At 59.0% G+C, this 15,632-nt stretch carries 10 protein-coding genes; all 10 read left to right on the forward strand.

Translation table 11 applies throughout. The annotated features are described in order from the left end of the window. Positions 1 to 195: 195 nt before the first annotated feature. The 10 genes from E9954_RS28250 to lnt all read left to right on the forward strand — a co-directional run bounded on the left by E9954_RS28250 (position 196) and on the right by lnt (position 15,584). Positions 196 to 447 (forward strand): RyR domain-containing protein, encoded by a 252-nt coding sequence (locus tag E9954_RS28250; protein WP_222847354.1) that lies wholly within the window; start codon positions 196 to 198, stop codon positions 445 to 447. Beyond that, a complete protein-coding gene (locus tag E9954_RS28255; RefSeq protein ID WP_136082648.1) occupies positions 434 to 4,489 on the forward strand; it encodes an nSTAND1 domain-containing NTPase in 4,056 nt (1,351 codons plus the stop codon). The genes E9954_RS28250 and E9954_RS28255 overlap by 14 nt, the downstream gene beginning before the upstream one ends. Positions 4,490 to 4,641: 152 nt before the next feature. Next, complete coding sequence (locus E9954_RS28260; RefSeq protein WP_136082649.1) at positions 4,642 to 6,435, forward strand: TIR domain-containing protein; 1,794 nt, start codon at positions 4,642 to 4,644, stop codon at positions 6,433 to 6,435. A gap of 11 nt (positions 6,436 to 6,446) precedes the next feature. Then, complete coding sequence (locus E9954_RS28265; RefSeq protein WP_136082650.1) at positions 6,447 to 8,321, forward strand: RyR domain-containing protein; 1,875 nt, start codon at positions 6,447 to 6,449, stop codon at positions 8,319 to 8,321. Between the two features lie 217 nt (positions 8,322 to 8,538). Further along, on the forward strand, positions 8,539 to 9,729 hold the full coding sequence (gene nusA / locus E9954_RS28270) for a transcription termination factor NusA (RefSeq protein WP_136082651.1): 1,191 nt from the start codon (positions 8,539 to 8,541) through the stop codon (positions 9,727 to 9,729). Then, entirely contained in the window at positions 9,726 to 11,873 is a 2,148-nt protein-coding gene (infB, locus tag E9954_RS28275) for a translation initiation factor IF-2 (protein ID WP_136082652.1), read from the forward strand. Before nusA ends, infB begins: the two co-directional genes overlap by 4 nt. 329 nt (positions 11,874 to 12,202) lie before the next feature. After that, a complete protein-coding gene (locus tag E9954_RS33740; RefSeq protein WP_136082653.1) occupies positions 12,203 to 12,652 on the forward strand; it encodes a histone in 450 nt (149 codons plus the stop codon). 111 nt (positions 12,653 to 12,763) lie between these two features. After that, a complete protein-coding gene (gene nrdR / locus E9954_RS28285) occupies positions 12,764 to 13,219 on the forward strand; it encodes a transcriptional regulator NrdR (RefSeq protein ID WP_136082654.1) in 456 nt (151 codons plus the stop codon). Next, positions 13,216 to 13,893 carry a hypothetical protein gene (locus tag E9954_RS28290; protein ID WP_136082655.1) on the forward strand — a complete coding sequence of 226 codons (678 nt, stop codon included), beginning with the start codon at positions 13,216 to 13,218 and terminating at the stop codon, positions 13,891 to 13,893. Before nrdR ends, E9954_RS28290 begins: the two co-directional genes overlap by 4 nt. Positions 13,894 to 13,907: 14 nt before the next feature. After that, on the forward strand, positions 13,908 to 15,584 hold the full coding sequence (gene lnt, locus E9954_RS28295; protein WP_136082656.1) for an apolipoprotein N-acyltransferase: 1,677 nt from the start codon (positions 13,908 to 13,910) through the stop codon (positions 15,582 to 15,584). Positions 15,585 to 15,632: the final 48 nt, after the last annotated feature.

Below are 15,632 nucleotides of genomic sequence, written 5' to 3' on the forward strand. Positions count from 1 at the left end.
GGTGATACACGAATCCCCCAACCGGCACAACGGCAAAGGGTGGAAAGATTGACGGCAACCGCCGCCTCCCTGGCCGATCAACTATTTGGTATTGCGGCTCGACGGAAGTCTTTAATGTCAATATGATCTTTGGCAGATACTTAATCAGGCCCTGCTTTTGGGGATGCCGGGCCAACGGAAACCCAGGGGTGGAACGTGGTTGACGAAGCTTTGATCGAACACCTGGCGGAAGCGGTGCATGTCCGCTGGATGGAAGGGCGTCTGGCCGAGGGCTGGACGCATGGGCCGGTGCGCGATGAAGCCGCCAAACAGCATCCGTGCCTCGTTCCCTACAACGACTTGCCCGAAAGCGAACGGGAATACGACCGCGCCACCGTCCGCGCCACGCTGGATGGGCTGAAGAATCTGGGGTATCGAATCCAGGGGGCAGGGGATGGAAAAGAATAGACGACCGGTTTTTAGGATATTCGTGAGTTCGCCCTCCGACGTAGTCGAGGAGCGGCGGGTGGTCGATACCGTGGTTGCCGAGCTGTGCGAACGGTATGCTTCTTGGGTGCATATCGAACGGGTGCTCTGGGAAAAGGAACTACTGTGCGCCAATCGGGGTGGTTTTCAGGATCAGATTGTTCCCATTGAGCAAACACACCTCGTGGTTTCCATCCTTTGGTCGAAGATTGGTTATCCGCTGGGAGAAGGAAAGACGGAGGACATTAAACCGGTGTTTCATCCGCCCACCTGGCAAGGGCGGAATCCGACTGGAACCGAGCTGGAGATCGTAAGGGCGTTGCAGGCTTATGACGATACCCCCTCCTCCGAGCGCTTCCCCGACCTGCTCGTCTACCGCAAAACCGGGCGCGAACCTTTGGTTCCCATTGAGGAGGCGGAGGATGCCAGCCGGCAGCTCCGCGAAACGCGCACCTTTTTCGACTGGCTAACCAAAAACGAAAGCGATGGCAGCTTCTCTGCCGCCTTTCACCAATTCGAGTCGCTCAACCAGTTCGAGGAACTGCTCAAGGAGCACCTGCCGCGGTGGATCGAGGATCGGCTCGGGGTCGGGCGCGAACAGAGCAAGCTGCACCTCACCTGGCCGCATGGTTCGCCCTTCCGCGCGCTCGAACCGTTCGACGTCCACCACCATCCCGTCTTCTTCGGGCGTCAAAAGGAAACATTCGGCATCTTGGAACGCTTCCGGATGCTGGACGAACAGGGCATGGCGTTTCTGATGGTACTGGGCATGAGCGGTAGCGGAAAGTCCTCGCTCATCCGGGCGGGGGTTATAGCACGTCTCGATGCCCGTCGGGATGAGCGCTGGTGCTATGCCATCATGAATCCCGGCTTGGAAGCGAATCTGGCCGGGGCATTGATTGAGGCGTTGCACAATGAAACCGCCTTGCCGGAATTGAGTGGTAATGAAACCCTTGCCAACATCGCCAAGGATAGTCCGCAAAGTCTCGGCCTGATGGTCGAGGATTGCTTGGAAGCGAAAGAGGCGAATCTATTCCTCTTCATTGACCAGTTCGAGGAATTGTTCACGGGAACCAGGAATGCCGCAGAACGCAAGGCGTTTGCCCGAATCCTCTTGGAACTCGCACGCAGTAAGCGGGTTTGGGTGTGCGCCACCATGCGTAGCGATTTCTACCATCGACTCGAAGCGTTGCCCGACCTGCTCGATGCCTCGGGTAGCGATGGCCTTTTCCATCTGCAGTCTCCCTCGCTCTCCGCGATCGACCTGATCGTCCGCCGTCCCGCCCTGGCCGCCGGGCTCCGCTATGAAGAGATTGACGGCGTCGGGCTCGACCAAGCCATGATCGACGACGCCAACGGACTGGGCGACTGCCTCCCGTTACTGGAATTTACCCTGCATCGCCTTTATGAAGTGGGTTACGAGGATGGAATACTCGCATACGACGAATACGAATCCATCGGCAAGATCGGCGGCGCGGTTGACCAGCACGCCCGATCCGTCGTCGCCTCGATGGACAAGGAGGAGCAAAGGGCGCTGCCGCGAATTTTCGATGAGCTGGTTGGGCTGGACAGCGACGGCAAGGCTGTCCGCCAATATCCCCGGCGCAAATTTTTCGGGCAGGATACTCCTGCCGACCGCATGATCAAGCGACTGGTTAAAGAACGATTGCTGATTGCCGGGGAGGACGCCGAACACGAGCCCACGGTCGCCCTTGCCCATGATCTGTTGCTGGTGCACTGGTCGGAGGTGGGGCTTCACATCGAACAGAACCGGGAACGCATGCAGCAGCGCCAATGGCTCCGCGAATCCGCCCGGCAGTGGGATGCCGAACACCGCAACCGCGCCCTGCTGCTCGAAACCGACCGGCTGGTCGATCGCGCGGAAATCCAATGGGTGTATGCCGGTGGTGCATTAGGCGACCTTGAGCGCGCATTCGTCGAGGCATCGGTCAAGCGGCGGGGCCGCAAGAGTGTGCTTGGCTGGGTCGCTATCGGTACGATGGATATTATTTTGCTGGTATGTATGGGAATTCTTGTTGCAGGGATCGTTTTTCCATCGTTCCGCGATGTAGTGGTGGAAAACGATTCGATGGAGATATGGGTGGATTTCTATGCAACCCCCTTGGCCATTCTTCTGGCCTGGATGCCTGCACTCCTGTTCATGGGTTGGCTAACGTGGCGCAAGGTCATGCCCGTACCTTCGGTCAAATGTGTAACGACAGACCTGAGGGTTGCATTGGTTGGACTTGGCTTGGATCTGGCGGGATATGCCACATGTTTTACCGATGGAACGGATTTGTCCGATAGCCTGGCGTTCGGGATTCCCGTCACCCTGCTGTGGGGGCTCTGGATTGGAAATAGCCTTCGAACCAAGCGGCAGATTGCCGGATGGAGCAGGAAGCGTAATCCAATCCGGCGCCTGAACGTGTTGCGCGTATATTTCAAGCCGTTGTTACGGGGGATGGTCTATGCCGCTGCAACGGTGTTTATTATTGCCATCATTGCCGTCGCCATGGAGGAGACCTCCACCGAGCAGGCGCAGTGGAATCTCGACAAGGTGATGGCCGAATCCTGGAATTACAATGGCGGTGCCATGCTCTCGCTCGTCGAGGACGGGGCGGGGGTTGACACCCGCAATGCGTACGGGAGCTCACCACTGCATTTGGCCGCCTTATACAACGACACGGCCACGGCGCAATCGTTGCTGGATTTGCATGGGGCGGACATTGATGCCGTCGACAAAGCAGGCAACACTCCGCTGTTTCTTGCTCTCCAAGGAAGTTCGACCGCACACACGAACGATGTGGTTTGGGCGTTGCTTTCCCACGGGGCGGATTTGGAGCATCGGAACTATATCGGGGGAACCCCGCTGGGATTTGCCACCGAACTTGGAAAGGTCGATCTGACCGAGCTCCTCCTGAGGCAGGGGGCGGAAACAGAGGTGCGCACCCATCTCGGCGCAACTCCGGCCTATTCGGCGGCCATGAACGGCCATCTACATGTGCTGTCGCTGTTGTGGGGCTGTACACAGGAAGAGGTGGCCCGATCGCTTTCAGCGTCGGCGCAAAAACAGGACGGCCTGGATTTCGACCGGCTTTGCTGCGCGGCCGTGTGGCACCGGTGGAAAGGGGCATTGGAGGAATCGCGCAGGCTCTATGCCGCCGCGCTTGCCTTGGCGGAAACCGAAGGCAACGGCCTTGAGGCGTTCGTGCTATCGGAATACGCACAAACCTATTTTGTGGTTGATCCCTCTGCGGCTGCCGGCATCGACCTTGTTGAGCGGGCATGCGAAGAGGAATCCTCCGGTTTGATGAGGGAGAACCTCGTGGGCAACCTGCTTTGGCACTATGTTCAGGGCGGGCGTTTTGACGATGCGAACAAGCGGGCGCAGGAAATGATGCCGACCCTGGACGAGTCGGATCCGTCTCCCTTGTGGATGAATTGTGCGCACGCCCTCTTGTTTACCGGCGACAAGGAGGGGGCACGCGAAATCTATGCCCGGCATTGGAACGAGACGTTTGTCGATGGCCGGAACTGGGGAAATGAAGCCGTTTCCGACTGGTCGCAGTTGGAATGGCTGGAGGTGGACACCGATATCCTTCACTCGGCCAAAACCGAGTGGGAGGTGCATACTCCCGACCTCTCCTTCATGAGAAAACCGGAAGGGTGCGACACCGGAGAGCTGAAAACCTTGCGGGATCGCATGGTCGGAAGGTGGCGATGTGAAGAGCTGTTCGAAGGCCGGGTTTTCATTCTTGAGTGGACGATTCTTCCCGATGGCCGATGCAGCTACAACTTTTTCCGTGCCGCCGATAGATCACTTCACCAAACCTCCTATTCCACTTGGAAGATAGGCATCCACGACGGCATGAATATTTGGGGCGAACAAGGCGGTATCGACGGTGCTGTCACGTTGGCAAGCATACAGTTCGGGGCGGATGGCGACGAACTTGTTCTCACCCGCGCGGAAACCACATCCCAGTGGAACAATTTCCAGCAAAGGCTCTACAGAAGGATCAAATAATGAAGAAAAAAAGCACATTCAGGTGGTGGTCGCAGATGGTTTACTTGGGCGAGGAGTTCTGCTCCAGGCAATTGTTCCGTTTTATCCCGGAGTTTGTTTAATGGCTCTGATGGGAATCATGTAGTGGAACCCATTTAGCGGAAAGATAGAAGATGAGTGAATCCAAACCGATGAGACTTTTCATTTCCTATTCATCGAAATCCGGCGAGGCCGCCCGCTCGTTCGCGGACAAGCTGCGAACCCTGGGCTACGACACCTGGCTCGCGCCGGAGGAGATCCATGGCGGGCAGGATTTTGCCGAGCAGATTATGGAAGGCTTGGATCAATGCCACGGATTCGTGCTGTTGCTGACGGCCGAGGCCAACGAGTCGCCCCATGTGAAGAGCGAGCTGAACCAGGCCTTTGGCCGCAAGATGCCGATCCTGCCCGTCCTGTTGGAAGAGTTTGAGCTATCGCGGAGCTATGTCTACTATCTTTCCCACGCCCAATGGGTGGATGCCTCCAACGGCGCGGACGGTTGCTGGGATGAGGTAACCACGGTGCTGGATGCCTGGCGCGCGGGGCGGACGCCGACAAGAACCGTCCAGCCCCCCTTGCCCTTCAAGCGGGTTAGGGCGTGGCCGAAGGTGGCCGCAGGCGTGGCGGTGGCGGGGCTGCTGGCTCTGGGGGTCTGGAAACTCGCCCCGAACGACGCTCCGAGTCCGGAAGACGAAAACCAGGTACGGCGCGTGGCCTCGCACATGCTGTTCATGCTGGTTTGCTGGGATCAGCAGTTCGGATCCTTCGAGCGCTATACGGAATATCTTGAAGGTAAGGTCATATCCGGCTCGGACTATCCGATGGATATGCAGATCAAGGAGCTGGAAGGTCAGGCGGCACATGTTGCGGGCGAAATGCAAAATACCGGTGCGAAAATACACCCGTTCCCGGAAGGCCTGCTCGCGTGGATTCAGGGATCGCCTTTGAACGCGGCCGACGCCGATGCGTTCGTGCCCTTTGCTTCCACGATGACCGAGGAGTTGGTGAACAATGTCGGCTTCCTGCGGAATTGCGTCGATCCGCGGTTCGTGATGAGTCCGGCCAACAAGCGCGAGCTGCTTGTCCAATACCGGAAGTGGAACCGCGAAAGCGCCGCGATGGCGTGGTATGGCGCAGCGGAATTCCTCGCGCCGCTGAACCAGGATACGGAAGGGTTCCGGAAGGCCTTCCGTGAGCCGCTCTCCACCTGCGCCTATCTGGCCAGCCTCAACCTGCTTTGGTTGGACGACCAGGCCGAATGCGAACGCCTGGCGAAAAGCGCCGAGGAGCGGATGAACCGCATCATGAACGAAATGGCTGCGCTGGTGGGCGAAGAGCAGGCCAACCTCAGCCGCCAGGAAGATGCGATGCTTCCGCTTCTTCAAAAGGCCGAAGAGGTGGAGCAAATGGAAAAGCAGTTGGCGGAGCTGGAGGCCATGCTTGCCGAACAGGAACCCGCCATCCGCGCCGACTGCACGCTCCTGCCCGACGACGATCCGGGCATCATGTGGGGCAAGATTATCCGGCTGATGGCCTGCGGCATGCATGCCGATGCCTCCCTGCAAATGGATCGGTTCCTGGAATTCAACCCGGACTCCACCTCTGCCCCCCGCGTGGTCAAGGCGGTCAAGGCCTATGCAACGGAAGCCGCAAAAACCGGCATGCGGCACGGGGCCGTGGTGTGGGGCACCGAGAACGATGTTGTGCACTCCGTGCTTCGTCCGGGCGACATTGTGGTTGAGCTGAACGGTGAGCAGGTTCTTGGCGGGGCGTCTTATGTCGCAATCAAACAAAAGAGCGGTGCGGAGAACAGCGACTTTCGATACCTGCGGTTGGATTCCAACGGGCTTCTAATGGAGCATGTGGATAAAGGAAATTCCAACGAGCCCCGCATCAGCATTACGGATATCGTGGAACAGATGGATTGAAAGGTGGAACAATGAAAAAAAATGCATTCGGATGTTGGTGGTCGCAGATGGTTTATCGGGCGTGGAGTTCGACGCCGCGGCAAATTATCGTTTTGATCGGGGCGTTTGCACTGATTGTGGCCTTCGGGGCCGTGTTGCTCTGCCTGCCGTACTTCGAGTTCGGCGCGAAGGATCTCGGCGACAATCCGTGGTGGGTCTCGTTCATGCATGCAACGTGCCCGGACTATCTCGGCGAAACGACCGGCTGGAGCCGGGTGCTCGACTTCTTCGTGACCTACGGCGGATGGTTCGTGCTGCAAGGGGTGTTCGTGTCGATCCTCGTCAACGCGCTCGACCGCCGGGGCCAACGCACCTTGGAGGGCGATGCCCGCTGCCGGTTCAAGGACGGGCACGGCGTGGTGCTGGGCTGGGGCGCCATGGGCGTCTCCGTGGTTGAAAAGCTCGCCAAGCCCGGCCGCAAGGTCATCATCCTCTCGCAGGAAAACGCCGAGGAGGTGCGCGAACAACTGCGCACCGAGTTCGATTGCCCCGAATGTGCGGTCGATCCGCGCAAGGTCTTCGTCTTCCGCGGCTCGCTCGATTCCAACACCGATCTCAAGGCCTTGAATGTTGCCGGGGCCGACGAGGTGGTGGTGTTGGGCGACCGCAACGTGCGCGGCAACGATAGCCGCAACCTGCAGGCCGCCACCCGCATCGCCGAGCTGCGCGATGCGCGGAAGATGGAAGGGAAAGTCACCATCCATATCCATATCGACGATCTGCGTTCCTACGACCTGATCCAGGACATCGACATTCCCTCGGGCAGGCAGGGGGTGGCCAACTTCCACCCCTTCAACTTTTGCGAGGACTGGGCGCGGCGCATCTGGTGCGCCATTCCGGGTGGCTCAACGGCCCATGTGTATCCGCCCTTGGCCTATGCTCCCGAAGTTGCCCGGAAGGAATCCTCCGCCTATGTGCATCTCTTCGTGCTCGGTTTCGGCCAGATGGGCCAGGCCATCGCCGTGCAGGCCGCACGGATTGCCCACTATGCCTCCGGCAGGAAAACCAAAATCACCGTCGTTGATTCCAAGCTCGAAGCCCGCGAGGTCTCCTTCCGCAGCCATTGTGCCATCGATGCCATGCCGGACATCGAATTCACCTTCCTCAAGGCCTATGCCGAATCGGCCACGGTACGCGACAAGCTGGCCGAAGCCGCCGACGATCCGAACCAGATCCTCAGCGTCGCCGTCTGCTTCTCCGACCCCGACGCGTCCATGAGTACCGCGCTTTCGTTGCCGGCTCCCGTCATTACCGGCGACAATCCCGTCTACGTCCGGCAGGAAACCCGCTCCGGCCTCTCCTCGCTTGCGCAGAAAATCAAGGACCAGAAGCGGTGGAAGGATATCCGTTTCTTCGGCACCCTCGACGAATGCTACGGGTTGGTTCCCGGGCAAGACAAGATTGCCGAACAGATCCACAACAGCTACATCGAGCAGGCCAAGGCCGAAGGCTGGTACGATCCCGAAAAGCCCAGCTTCCATCCCTGGAAATCGCTCGCCGAGCACTACCGCTGGTCGAACCGCTACCAGTCCGACGCCTTCCTCGAGCGCATCCGCGCCTTCGGCTACTCGCTCCAGCCGGTCTCCGCTTCCGAAACCATCTCCCGCTTCCCCCTGGAGCAACTCGAGCTCCTGGCCGAAACCGAGCACGACCGCTGGTGGGCCGAGCGCCTTCTCGCCGGCTGGACTCCCGGCGACCGCAACGACGACCTCCGCCAGCACCCCAACCTCGTCCCCTACGAAGGGCTCGACGAACCCACCAAGGAATACGACCGCGACGCCATCCGCAACATGCCCTCCCTCATCCAGGACAACTTCGGGATGGGGTTGGTTCGCGGAGGTTCGTAAGCGCGAACCGAGCCACGAAGCCCCTTTTAAGGGTTAAAGGTCTCCGGTGCCCCGGCTCCGGATTTTGCCGGATTGCCGCTTGACGGCGCGGGGCGGGAAGCGTACTTTGCTCGACTTGTTGATAGTTTGGCTCTGGATGAGAGTGGCCCCTGGCCGCTCTTTTGTTCTCTATGGGCCTGTTATTTGATTTATTGAAGGTTGAGCAAGGAGGTGGCGAATGAATGCTGCGGAACTGAAAGCCGTTGTGGAATACATGGAAAGCGAACGGGGCGTGGAGCGCGAAACGATTATTCGTGCCATCGAATCCGCCCTGCAGAGTGTTGCCGAGAAAAACGGGGACGAAGTGGACGAGGATTTGCGCATCGAGATCGATCGCCGCACCTTCGAGCGCAAGGCCTACCGGAAACTGTCGGATGGCTCCGAAATCGAAACCACTCCTCCGCGCATGGGCCGCATCGCCGCGCAGACCGCCAAACAGGTGATCATGCAGAAGATCCGCAACGCCGAGAAGGAAATCATTTTCGACGAATACAAGGATCGCCTCGGCGAAATCACCACCGGAACCGTGACGCGCTTCGACCGCTCGGACGTGGTGATCGAGCTGGAGCACGGCGAAGCCATCATGCCTTCCAAGGAACGCGTTCCGACCGAGGAATATGAGATTGGCGAGCGTGTCCGGGCGCTCATCCTTAATGTCCGCGAGCGCGAGCGCGGCCCCGAGATCGTGCTTTCGCGCAACCACCCCGATTTTGTCCGCCGCCTTTTCGAACTGGAGGTCTCGGAGATTTCCGATGGCACGATGGACATCAAGGGCATTGCCCGCGAGGCCGGCTACCGCAGCAAGGTGGCGGTGATTTCGCACGATGAGCGCGTGGATCCCGTTGGCGCCTGTGTTGGCATGCGCGGCATGCGCGTGAAGAACATTGTGCGCGAACTCTCCGGCGAAAAGATCGATATCGTCCGCTGGAGCGACGATATCCACACCCTGATAACCAACGCCCTCGCACCGGCCCGGCTGAAGCATGTCGAAGCCGATGCGGATACGCAGACCGTCAAGGTTACGGTCGAGCCCGACCAGCTTTCGCTGGCGATCGGCAAGCGCGGCCAGAACGCGCGGCTGACCTCCAAGCTGACCGGCTGGCGCGTGGACATCCAGAAGGATGAAGAGAGCATGGACTTCGAGGAGCGCGTTGCCGTTGCGGTAACCAAGCTCGCTGCCATCGAAGGCATCGGCGACGAATACGCCGACAAGCTGGTATTCTCCGGCTTCCTGACGCTGGAAGGTATCCTGGCCGCCGAGATGGGCGACCTCTCTTCCATCGAAGGCATTTCCCCCGAGCAGGCCAGGGCCCTCTGGTATGCGGCAGAGGCGGAATACATTAAAGAACACGGTGAGATTACGGAATGATGACAGTACAAGAGACAGCTAAAGATGTCGGCGTATCCGCCGAGGAATTGATCGAGATTCTGGGGGATATCGATATCGTCGTTGATGGCCCGGAATCCGAACTGACCAAGGATCAGATCACCCAGGTTTGCGACGAGCTGGGCTACGGCTCGATCGAGGACGCGCGCGAGGATAATGTCTCGGCCGAGGAAGAAGAAGAGCCCGAAGCGGCTCCTGCCGAAGAGGTGAAGGAAGAGGCCGCCCCGGTGGCCGCCGCCGAGGAAGCCCCGGTTGAAGAGGCCGCCGCCGAAGAGGTGGTTGCCAAGGAAGCTCCGCCCGCCGCCTCCGACGAACCGGCGAAGGACCCGACCCTGATCGAGTTGAAAAAGCCGAAGGTGATCGTTAAGGACTTTGCCGAAATGATGGGTATGAAGCCCAACATGGTGATTGCCGAGTTGATGCGGATGAACGTGTTCGCCTCCATCAACGCCGAGATCGATTTGAAGATCGCCAAGCAGATTGGCGAGAAGCACGGCTTCACCGTACGCAAGGAAGAGAAGAAAAAGGCCGCGCCGCAACAGCCGAAGACCAGCAAGAAAGTCCAGGCCAAGAAGCTGGCTGAAGCTCCGGACACGCCCGACGCCCTGCTGCCGCGGCCGCCGGTCGTCACCTTCATGGGGCACGTCGACCACGGCAAGACCTCCCTGCTCGACAAGGTGCGCAACACCCGCGTCACCGCCGGCGAGTCCGGCGGCATCACGCAGCACATCGGTGCCTATACGGTCGAACTCAACGACCACAAGATTACGTTCCTCGACACCCCCGGCCACGCCGCCTTCACGGCCATGCGTGCCCGCGGTGCAAACCTCACCGATATCGCCGTGCTCGTTGTTGCGGCGGACGACGGTGTGATGCCGCAGACGATCGAAGCCATCAAGCACGCGAAGGCGGCCGGCGTTTGCACCATCATTGCAATGAACAAGATGGACTTGCGCGCCGCCAACCCCGACCGCTTGAAGCAGCAACTTCAGGAAAACGAAATCATGGTCGAGGACTGGGGCGGCGACATCGGCTGCATTCCGGTGAGTGCCGAAACCGGCGAAGGAATCGATTCGCTTCTCGAACGCATCCTGCTCGAGTCCGAAATGCTCGAGCTCAAGGCCAACCCCAACAAGCCGGCAACCGGTTTCGTGGTGGAGGCCCAGATGGAGCCGGGCATGGGCCCGACCGCCAGCGTGCTCGTCAAGAGCGGTACGCTTAAGGTGGGCGACAACGTGATCTGCGGCAATTATTGGGGCCGCATCAAGGCGCTCATCAGCGACCAAGGCAAGAAGATCCGCACGGCCGGACCGTCCACCGCCGTGAAGATTCTCGGGCTCACCAACGTGCCGGGTGCCGGCGACGAATTCCAGGTGCTGGCCTCCGACAAGGAAGCCAAGGCGCTTTCCGAGGAGCTGCAGGCCGAAGAACGCGCCGCGCAGCTGGGTGGCGGAGCCGCCCCGAAGAAGATGTCGCTCGACGACCTGTTCGGAGCCGGCGCAGGGGACGAGAAGAAGGAACTCAAGGTGATCATCAAGGCCGACGTGCAAGGTTCGGTCGAAGCCATTGCGCATTCGCTTGGCGGCATCAAGAGCGACAAGGTGGAGATCAACATCATCACCAACGATGTCGGCAACATTACCGTCAACGACGTCATGCTGGCGAGTGCATCGGATGCCATCATTCTCGGTTTCCACACCGGCAACGAAAACGGAACCAACGCCGCCGCCAAGCGCGAAGGGGTTGAGATCCGCTTGTACAGCATCATCTATGAATTGATCGAAGATGTTGAGAGCGCCATGAAGGGTTTGCTGGAACCGGAACTGCGCGAACAGGTGATCGGCGAAGCGGAAGTCCGCGAAGTATTCGAGCTCAGCAAGAAGAGCAAGATTGCCGGTTGCATGGTGATGAGCGGTCGCATTACTTCGAAGGCGAGCATCCGAATCAAGCGCGGTCGCGACATTCTTTTCGAAGGCCTCATTGGTTCGCTCAAGCGTTTCCAAAACGATGCCGCCGAAGTGCGCCAAGGGCAAGAGTGCGGCATACGTCCGGAGAACTTCACGAACTTCGAAGCAGGCGACACGATCCAGGCCTACATCGTCGAAAAGATCACGCAGGAATTATAGCGCGTACAACCATGGCGATTTCGGAATCGCCTTTATTCATCGGGTCATCCCCGATGTCCGGCAAAAAAAGCCGTCCGCGATGCGGGCGGCTTTTTTGTTGTGCACCGCACCGATATTTCATTGCTTGTGATCCCATAAATTCATTGATGCAACTTCATATGAGACATGCGTTTTTATAAAGCAAACGGGTTGCATAACATTCGCTTTGTGCTTATAAACGTTTTTCAGAAGGGCGATCATTGATACTTCTTTGAAGGATTGCAAACTCGTTTGGGCAATGGAGATGCATCGATGGTTGCTTGTCAGGAGTAATAACCAAGGAGGCTACAATGGCAGCGAAGAAGAAAGCAGCAAAGAAGGCACCGGCTAAGAAGGCCGCGAAGAAAGCACCGGCTAAGAAAGCCGTAAAGAAAGCACCGGCCAAGAAAGCACCGGCCAAGAAGAAGGCCGCCGCCAAGAAGGCACCGGCCAAGAAGAAGGCCGCGAAGAAAGCGCCCGCCAAGAAGGCTGCGAAGAAAGCGCCCGCCAAGAAGAAGGCTGCGAAGAAAGCGCCCGCCAAGAAGAAGGCTGCGAAGAAAGCGCCTGCCAAGAAGAAAGCCGCCAAGAAGGCACCGGCTAAGAAGAAAGCAGCCAAGAAGGCACCGGCTAAGAAGGCTGCCAAGAAGGCACCGGCTAAAAAGAAAGCCGTGAAGAAAGCGCCGGCCAAGAAGAAAGCCGCCGCCAAGAAGGCACCGGCCAAGAAGAAGGCTGCGAAGAAAAAAGCCGCTAAAAAGAAATAAGGCGTGCTTCTGACAAAGTCGAAAACGTCCCGCATCTGCGGGGCGTTTTTTATTGTTCGGACTCGTCCATTAAGTCTATGTTCTGCGCAACCTAGGGAAGGGGTACGCTCCATGAGATGTCCAAAATGTGAAGGCCGGGAAAACCGTGTAATCGATAGCCGGGAAGTGCGCAACGGCGATGCCATCCGACGGCGGCGCGTATGTGTTGGCTGCGGGCACCGCTTCACCACCTACGAAGAGATCCAGCGTGCCCAGCTCCAGGTGACCAAGCGCGATGGCCGGCGGGAAGAGCTCAGCCGCAGCAAACTCGTTAAGAGCCTCAACATTGCCTGCCGCAAACGGCACATCAGCGTCGAGCAGATCGAACGTCTGGCCGACTCGATTCTCTTGGAAGCCGAGTCGGAATTCGAAAAGGAAATCCCGAGCATCATGCTGGGTAAAAAAGTGATGGCCGCACTCGAGAAGCTCGATGAGGTTGCCTATATCCGCTATGCCTCCGTCTATCGCCGCTTCCGCGATGCCGGCCAGTTCATGAACGAGGTCGAGCGCCTGATTGGACGCGAATGAGAGCCGCGGCCTTTCACACCCTGGAACGGCAGGATCCCTGGAAGGTACATCTGCAGGAGGTTTTCGCCGCGTTGGAAATCCCCCCCGGAACCATGGCGGACAATGTGGCGGCGAGCGTTGCCATGTATTGCCGCGAATTCCATCCGGGCGGGGTGCAGCGCACCGACCTGGCCCTGTTGATTGCCCGCGCGTTCTGCGCCGTGAACGACCGTGCCGCCGCCGAGCGGGTGCTCGGCTCCATGCAACCCCACAGCCGGCACGTTGCCCGATGGCTTGAAATCCTTTCCGAGCTCCACCATTTCCCGTTGTTGCTTCCCTACTTTTCACTCGGCATCATCCGTCCGGCCGAGTGGGCGGGGGCGCAGGTCGACCGGATGTGGACGCTCGATTTCGGGCGGCTTGCCCTTTCCGAATCCGAACGGCATGAGATGATGCTCTACCGATCCATCCGCGCCATCATCGAGAACATGTTTGTCTTCTGGGATGCCACCGAAGGCGAGGGGGTGCTTGGGCTCAAGGGGTTGGCCGCGCTGAATGTCGAAGAAGGTTCGCGGTGCAAGCAGACGCTCACCGCAACCGACGACCTGCTCGAATACATGGCCGATCTATTCCGCCAGCAGATGCAGCACCGCAATTGGCAATCGGTTCCCTCGCTGATGAACCTCGACTTTTAACGAATGGATTTCGCATGATAGGCTCGTTCAAGGAAATGGACAAGAAGCGGCAGAAATACGATGCCGAACGTCCCGCCATAAATCTCAACAACCCCATTTTCCAGTCGATCTGGTTCGCGGTCTTCGGCAGCATCCTATCCGGCGTGTTGCTGGCATTGGGCTTTCCGGGCTTTGGCAACTCGACCTTGATTTTCGTGGCGCTGGTTCCGCTCATGTTTGCCGTGCAAGGCGCGTCCATCAAAAAGGCGTCGTGGTTGGCGTTGCTCTCCGGCTTTGTCTTTTTCATGATGTCGCTCTCGTGGTTGCACAACCTCACCGGCACGGTCGAAGGGGTTGGCATGAAGGCCAGCGCGTTGGTGGGCTATGCCCTGCTCGCGCTCTACTGCGGCCTCTACTTCATTCCGTTCGCCATCACGGTCACGCTCGGGGTGCAACGATGGGCGGGCGAGAACGTTTGGAAAAACGTACGCTTCATGTTTGCCGTCACCATGGTGTGGGTCGGGGCCGAATACGTGCGTGGTTTTTTGCTGACGGGCTTCCCGTGGAATCCGCTCGGTGTTTCGCAATACGCGAACCCCACCATCATCCAGATCGCCGAGTGGGGCGGGGTCTCCATTGTGTCGGCCTACATTGTTTGGATGAACGCCGGCGCCTTCATCACCTTCCGCCAATACACCCACGGTTCGCGGATGAAAAAATACCGACCGCATTTCGAGCTGATGATCGGCATCGTTCCGCTCGCGCTCTCGATCGCGCACGGCATGAACGTGCTCTTCAACCGTCCCGAATTCTACGAATCGGTCAACGTTGCCCTCGTGCAACCCAACATTCCACAGGTTGAAAAATGGGACACGGAGATGGATCAAATGATCCGCGACCGGTTGGCCGAGCTGGGCAGCACCGCCCTGCGGCTCGAGGGGATCGACCTGATGATCTGGCCCGAAACCGCCGTGCCCGATTTCCTCCGCACCAGCCGCGCCAGCTACGACCTCGTGAAAAGCATGACCGCCACCGGAACGCCGTTGCTGCTGGGCAGCATGGATGTCGAATTCACCGAGGCCGGCCGCATCTACTACAACAGCTCCATGCTGTTCGGCAAGGATGGCGAAGAGCTCGGAAAATACGACAAGCAGCACCTCGTCCCGTTCGGTGAATATGTTCCGTTCCCCGGCCTCATGCGCAAGTTCACGCCCATCGAAGTCGACTTCCGCCACGGCGCGGGAAGCACCATCCTGCCGCTGCGCGGCAACGCCTCCTTCTCCGCCCTCATCTGTTTCGAAGACATCGTGGCCCCGCTTTCCGTCAACGCCACCCGCGCCGGCGCGCGCTGGTTGGTCAGCCAAAGCAACGATGCCTGGTTCGATCCCTCCGCGCAGTCGGAGCAGCACCTGGCCCACGCCATCTTCCGCTGCATCGAAAACCGCATTCCCATGGCGCGCTGCTGCAACACCGGCGTCTCCTGCATCATCGATGCCTACGGCAACGTGCAGCGCAATCTCGAGCCCCTCACCAAGGGCTTCACCACCGGTCAACTGCATCCCCGCCCCATCGGCCTCGAAAAAACCTTCTACACCCGCAACGGCAACGTCTTTTCCAAGGTCGCCCTCATTGCCGGCGCCACCGTCCTCTTTGTGCTTCGTTCCAAAGGCTGGAAATTCCGGAGGAAGAAGGATGTGCCTGAAGTCGAATAGGGAAGTTCGCAAGAAATCTGTCTTGGAGGGCCCGGTTCCACCCGGGCC

The organism is Pontiella desulfatans (assembly GCF_900890425.1).
In the GTDB taxonomy this organism is placed as follows: domain Bacteria; phylum Verrucomicrobiota; class Kiritimatiellia; order Kiritimatiellales; family Pontiellaceae; genus Pontiella; species Pontiella desulfatans.

Excerpts from the sequence above, each read along its gene's own strand:
- E9954_RS28260 (WP_136082649.1), top strand. The coding sequence starts at position 4,642 with ATGAGTGAATCCAAACCGATGAGACTTTTCATTTCCTATTCATCGAAA.
- nrdR (WP_136082654.1), top strand. The coding sequence starts at position 12,764 with ATGAGATGTCCAAAATGTGAAGGCCGGGAAAACCGTGTAATCGATAGC.
- E9954_RS28265 (WP_136082650.1), top strand. The coding sequence starts at position 6,447 with ATGAAAAAAAATGCATTCGGATGTTGGTGGTCGCAGATGGTTTATCGG.
- E9954_RS28290 (WP_136082655.1), top strand. The coding sequence starts at position 13,216 with ATGAGAGCCGCGGCCTTTCACACCCTGGAACGGCAGGATCCCTGGAAG.
- E9954_RS33740 (WP_136082653.1), top strand. The coding sequence starts at position 12,203 with ATGGCAGCGAAGAAGAAAGCAGCAAAGAAGGCACCGGCTAAGAAGGCC.
- nusA (WP_136082651.1), top strand. The coding sequence starts at position 8,539 with ATGAATGCTGCGGAACTGAAAGCCGTTGTGGAATACATGGAAAGCGAA.
- lnt (WP_136082656.1), top strand. The coding sequence starts at position 13,908 with ATGATAGGCTCGTTCAAGGAAATGGACAAGAAGCGGCAGAAATACGAT.
- E9954_RS28255 (WP_136082648.1), top strand. The coding sequence starts at position 434 with ATGGAAAAGAATAGACGACCGGTTTTTAGGATATTCGTGAGTTCGCCC.
- infB (WP_136082652.1), top strand. The coding sequence starts at position 9,726 with ATGATGACAGTACAAGAGACAGCTAAAGATGTCGGCGTATCCGCCGAG.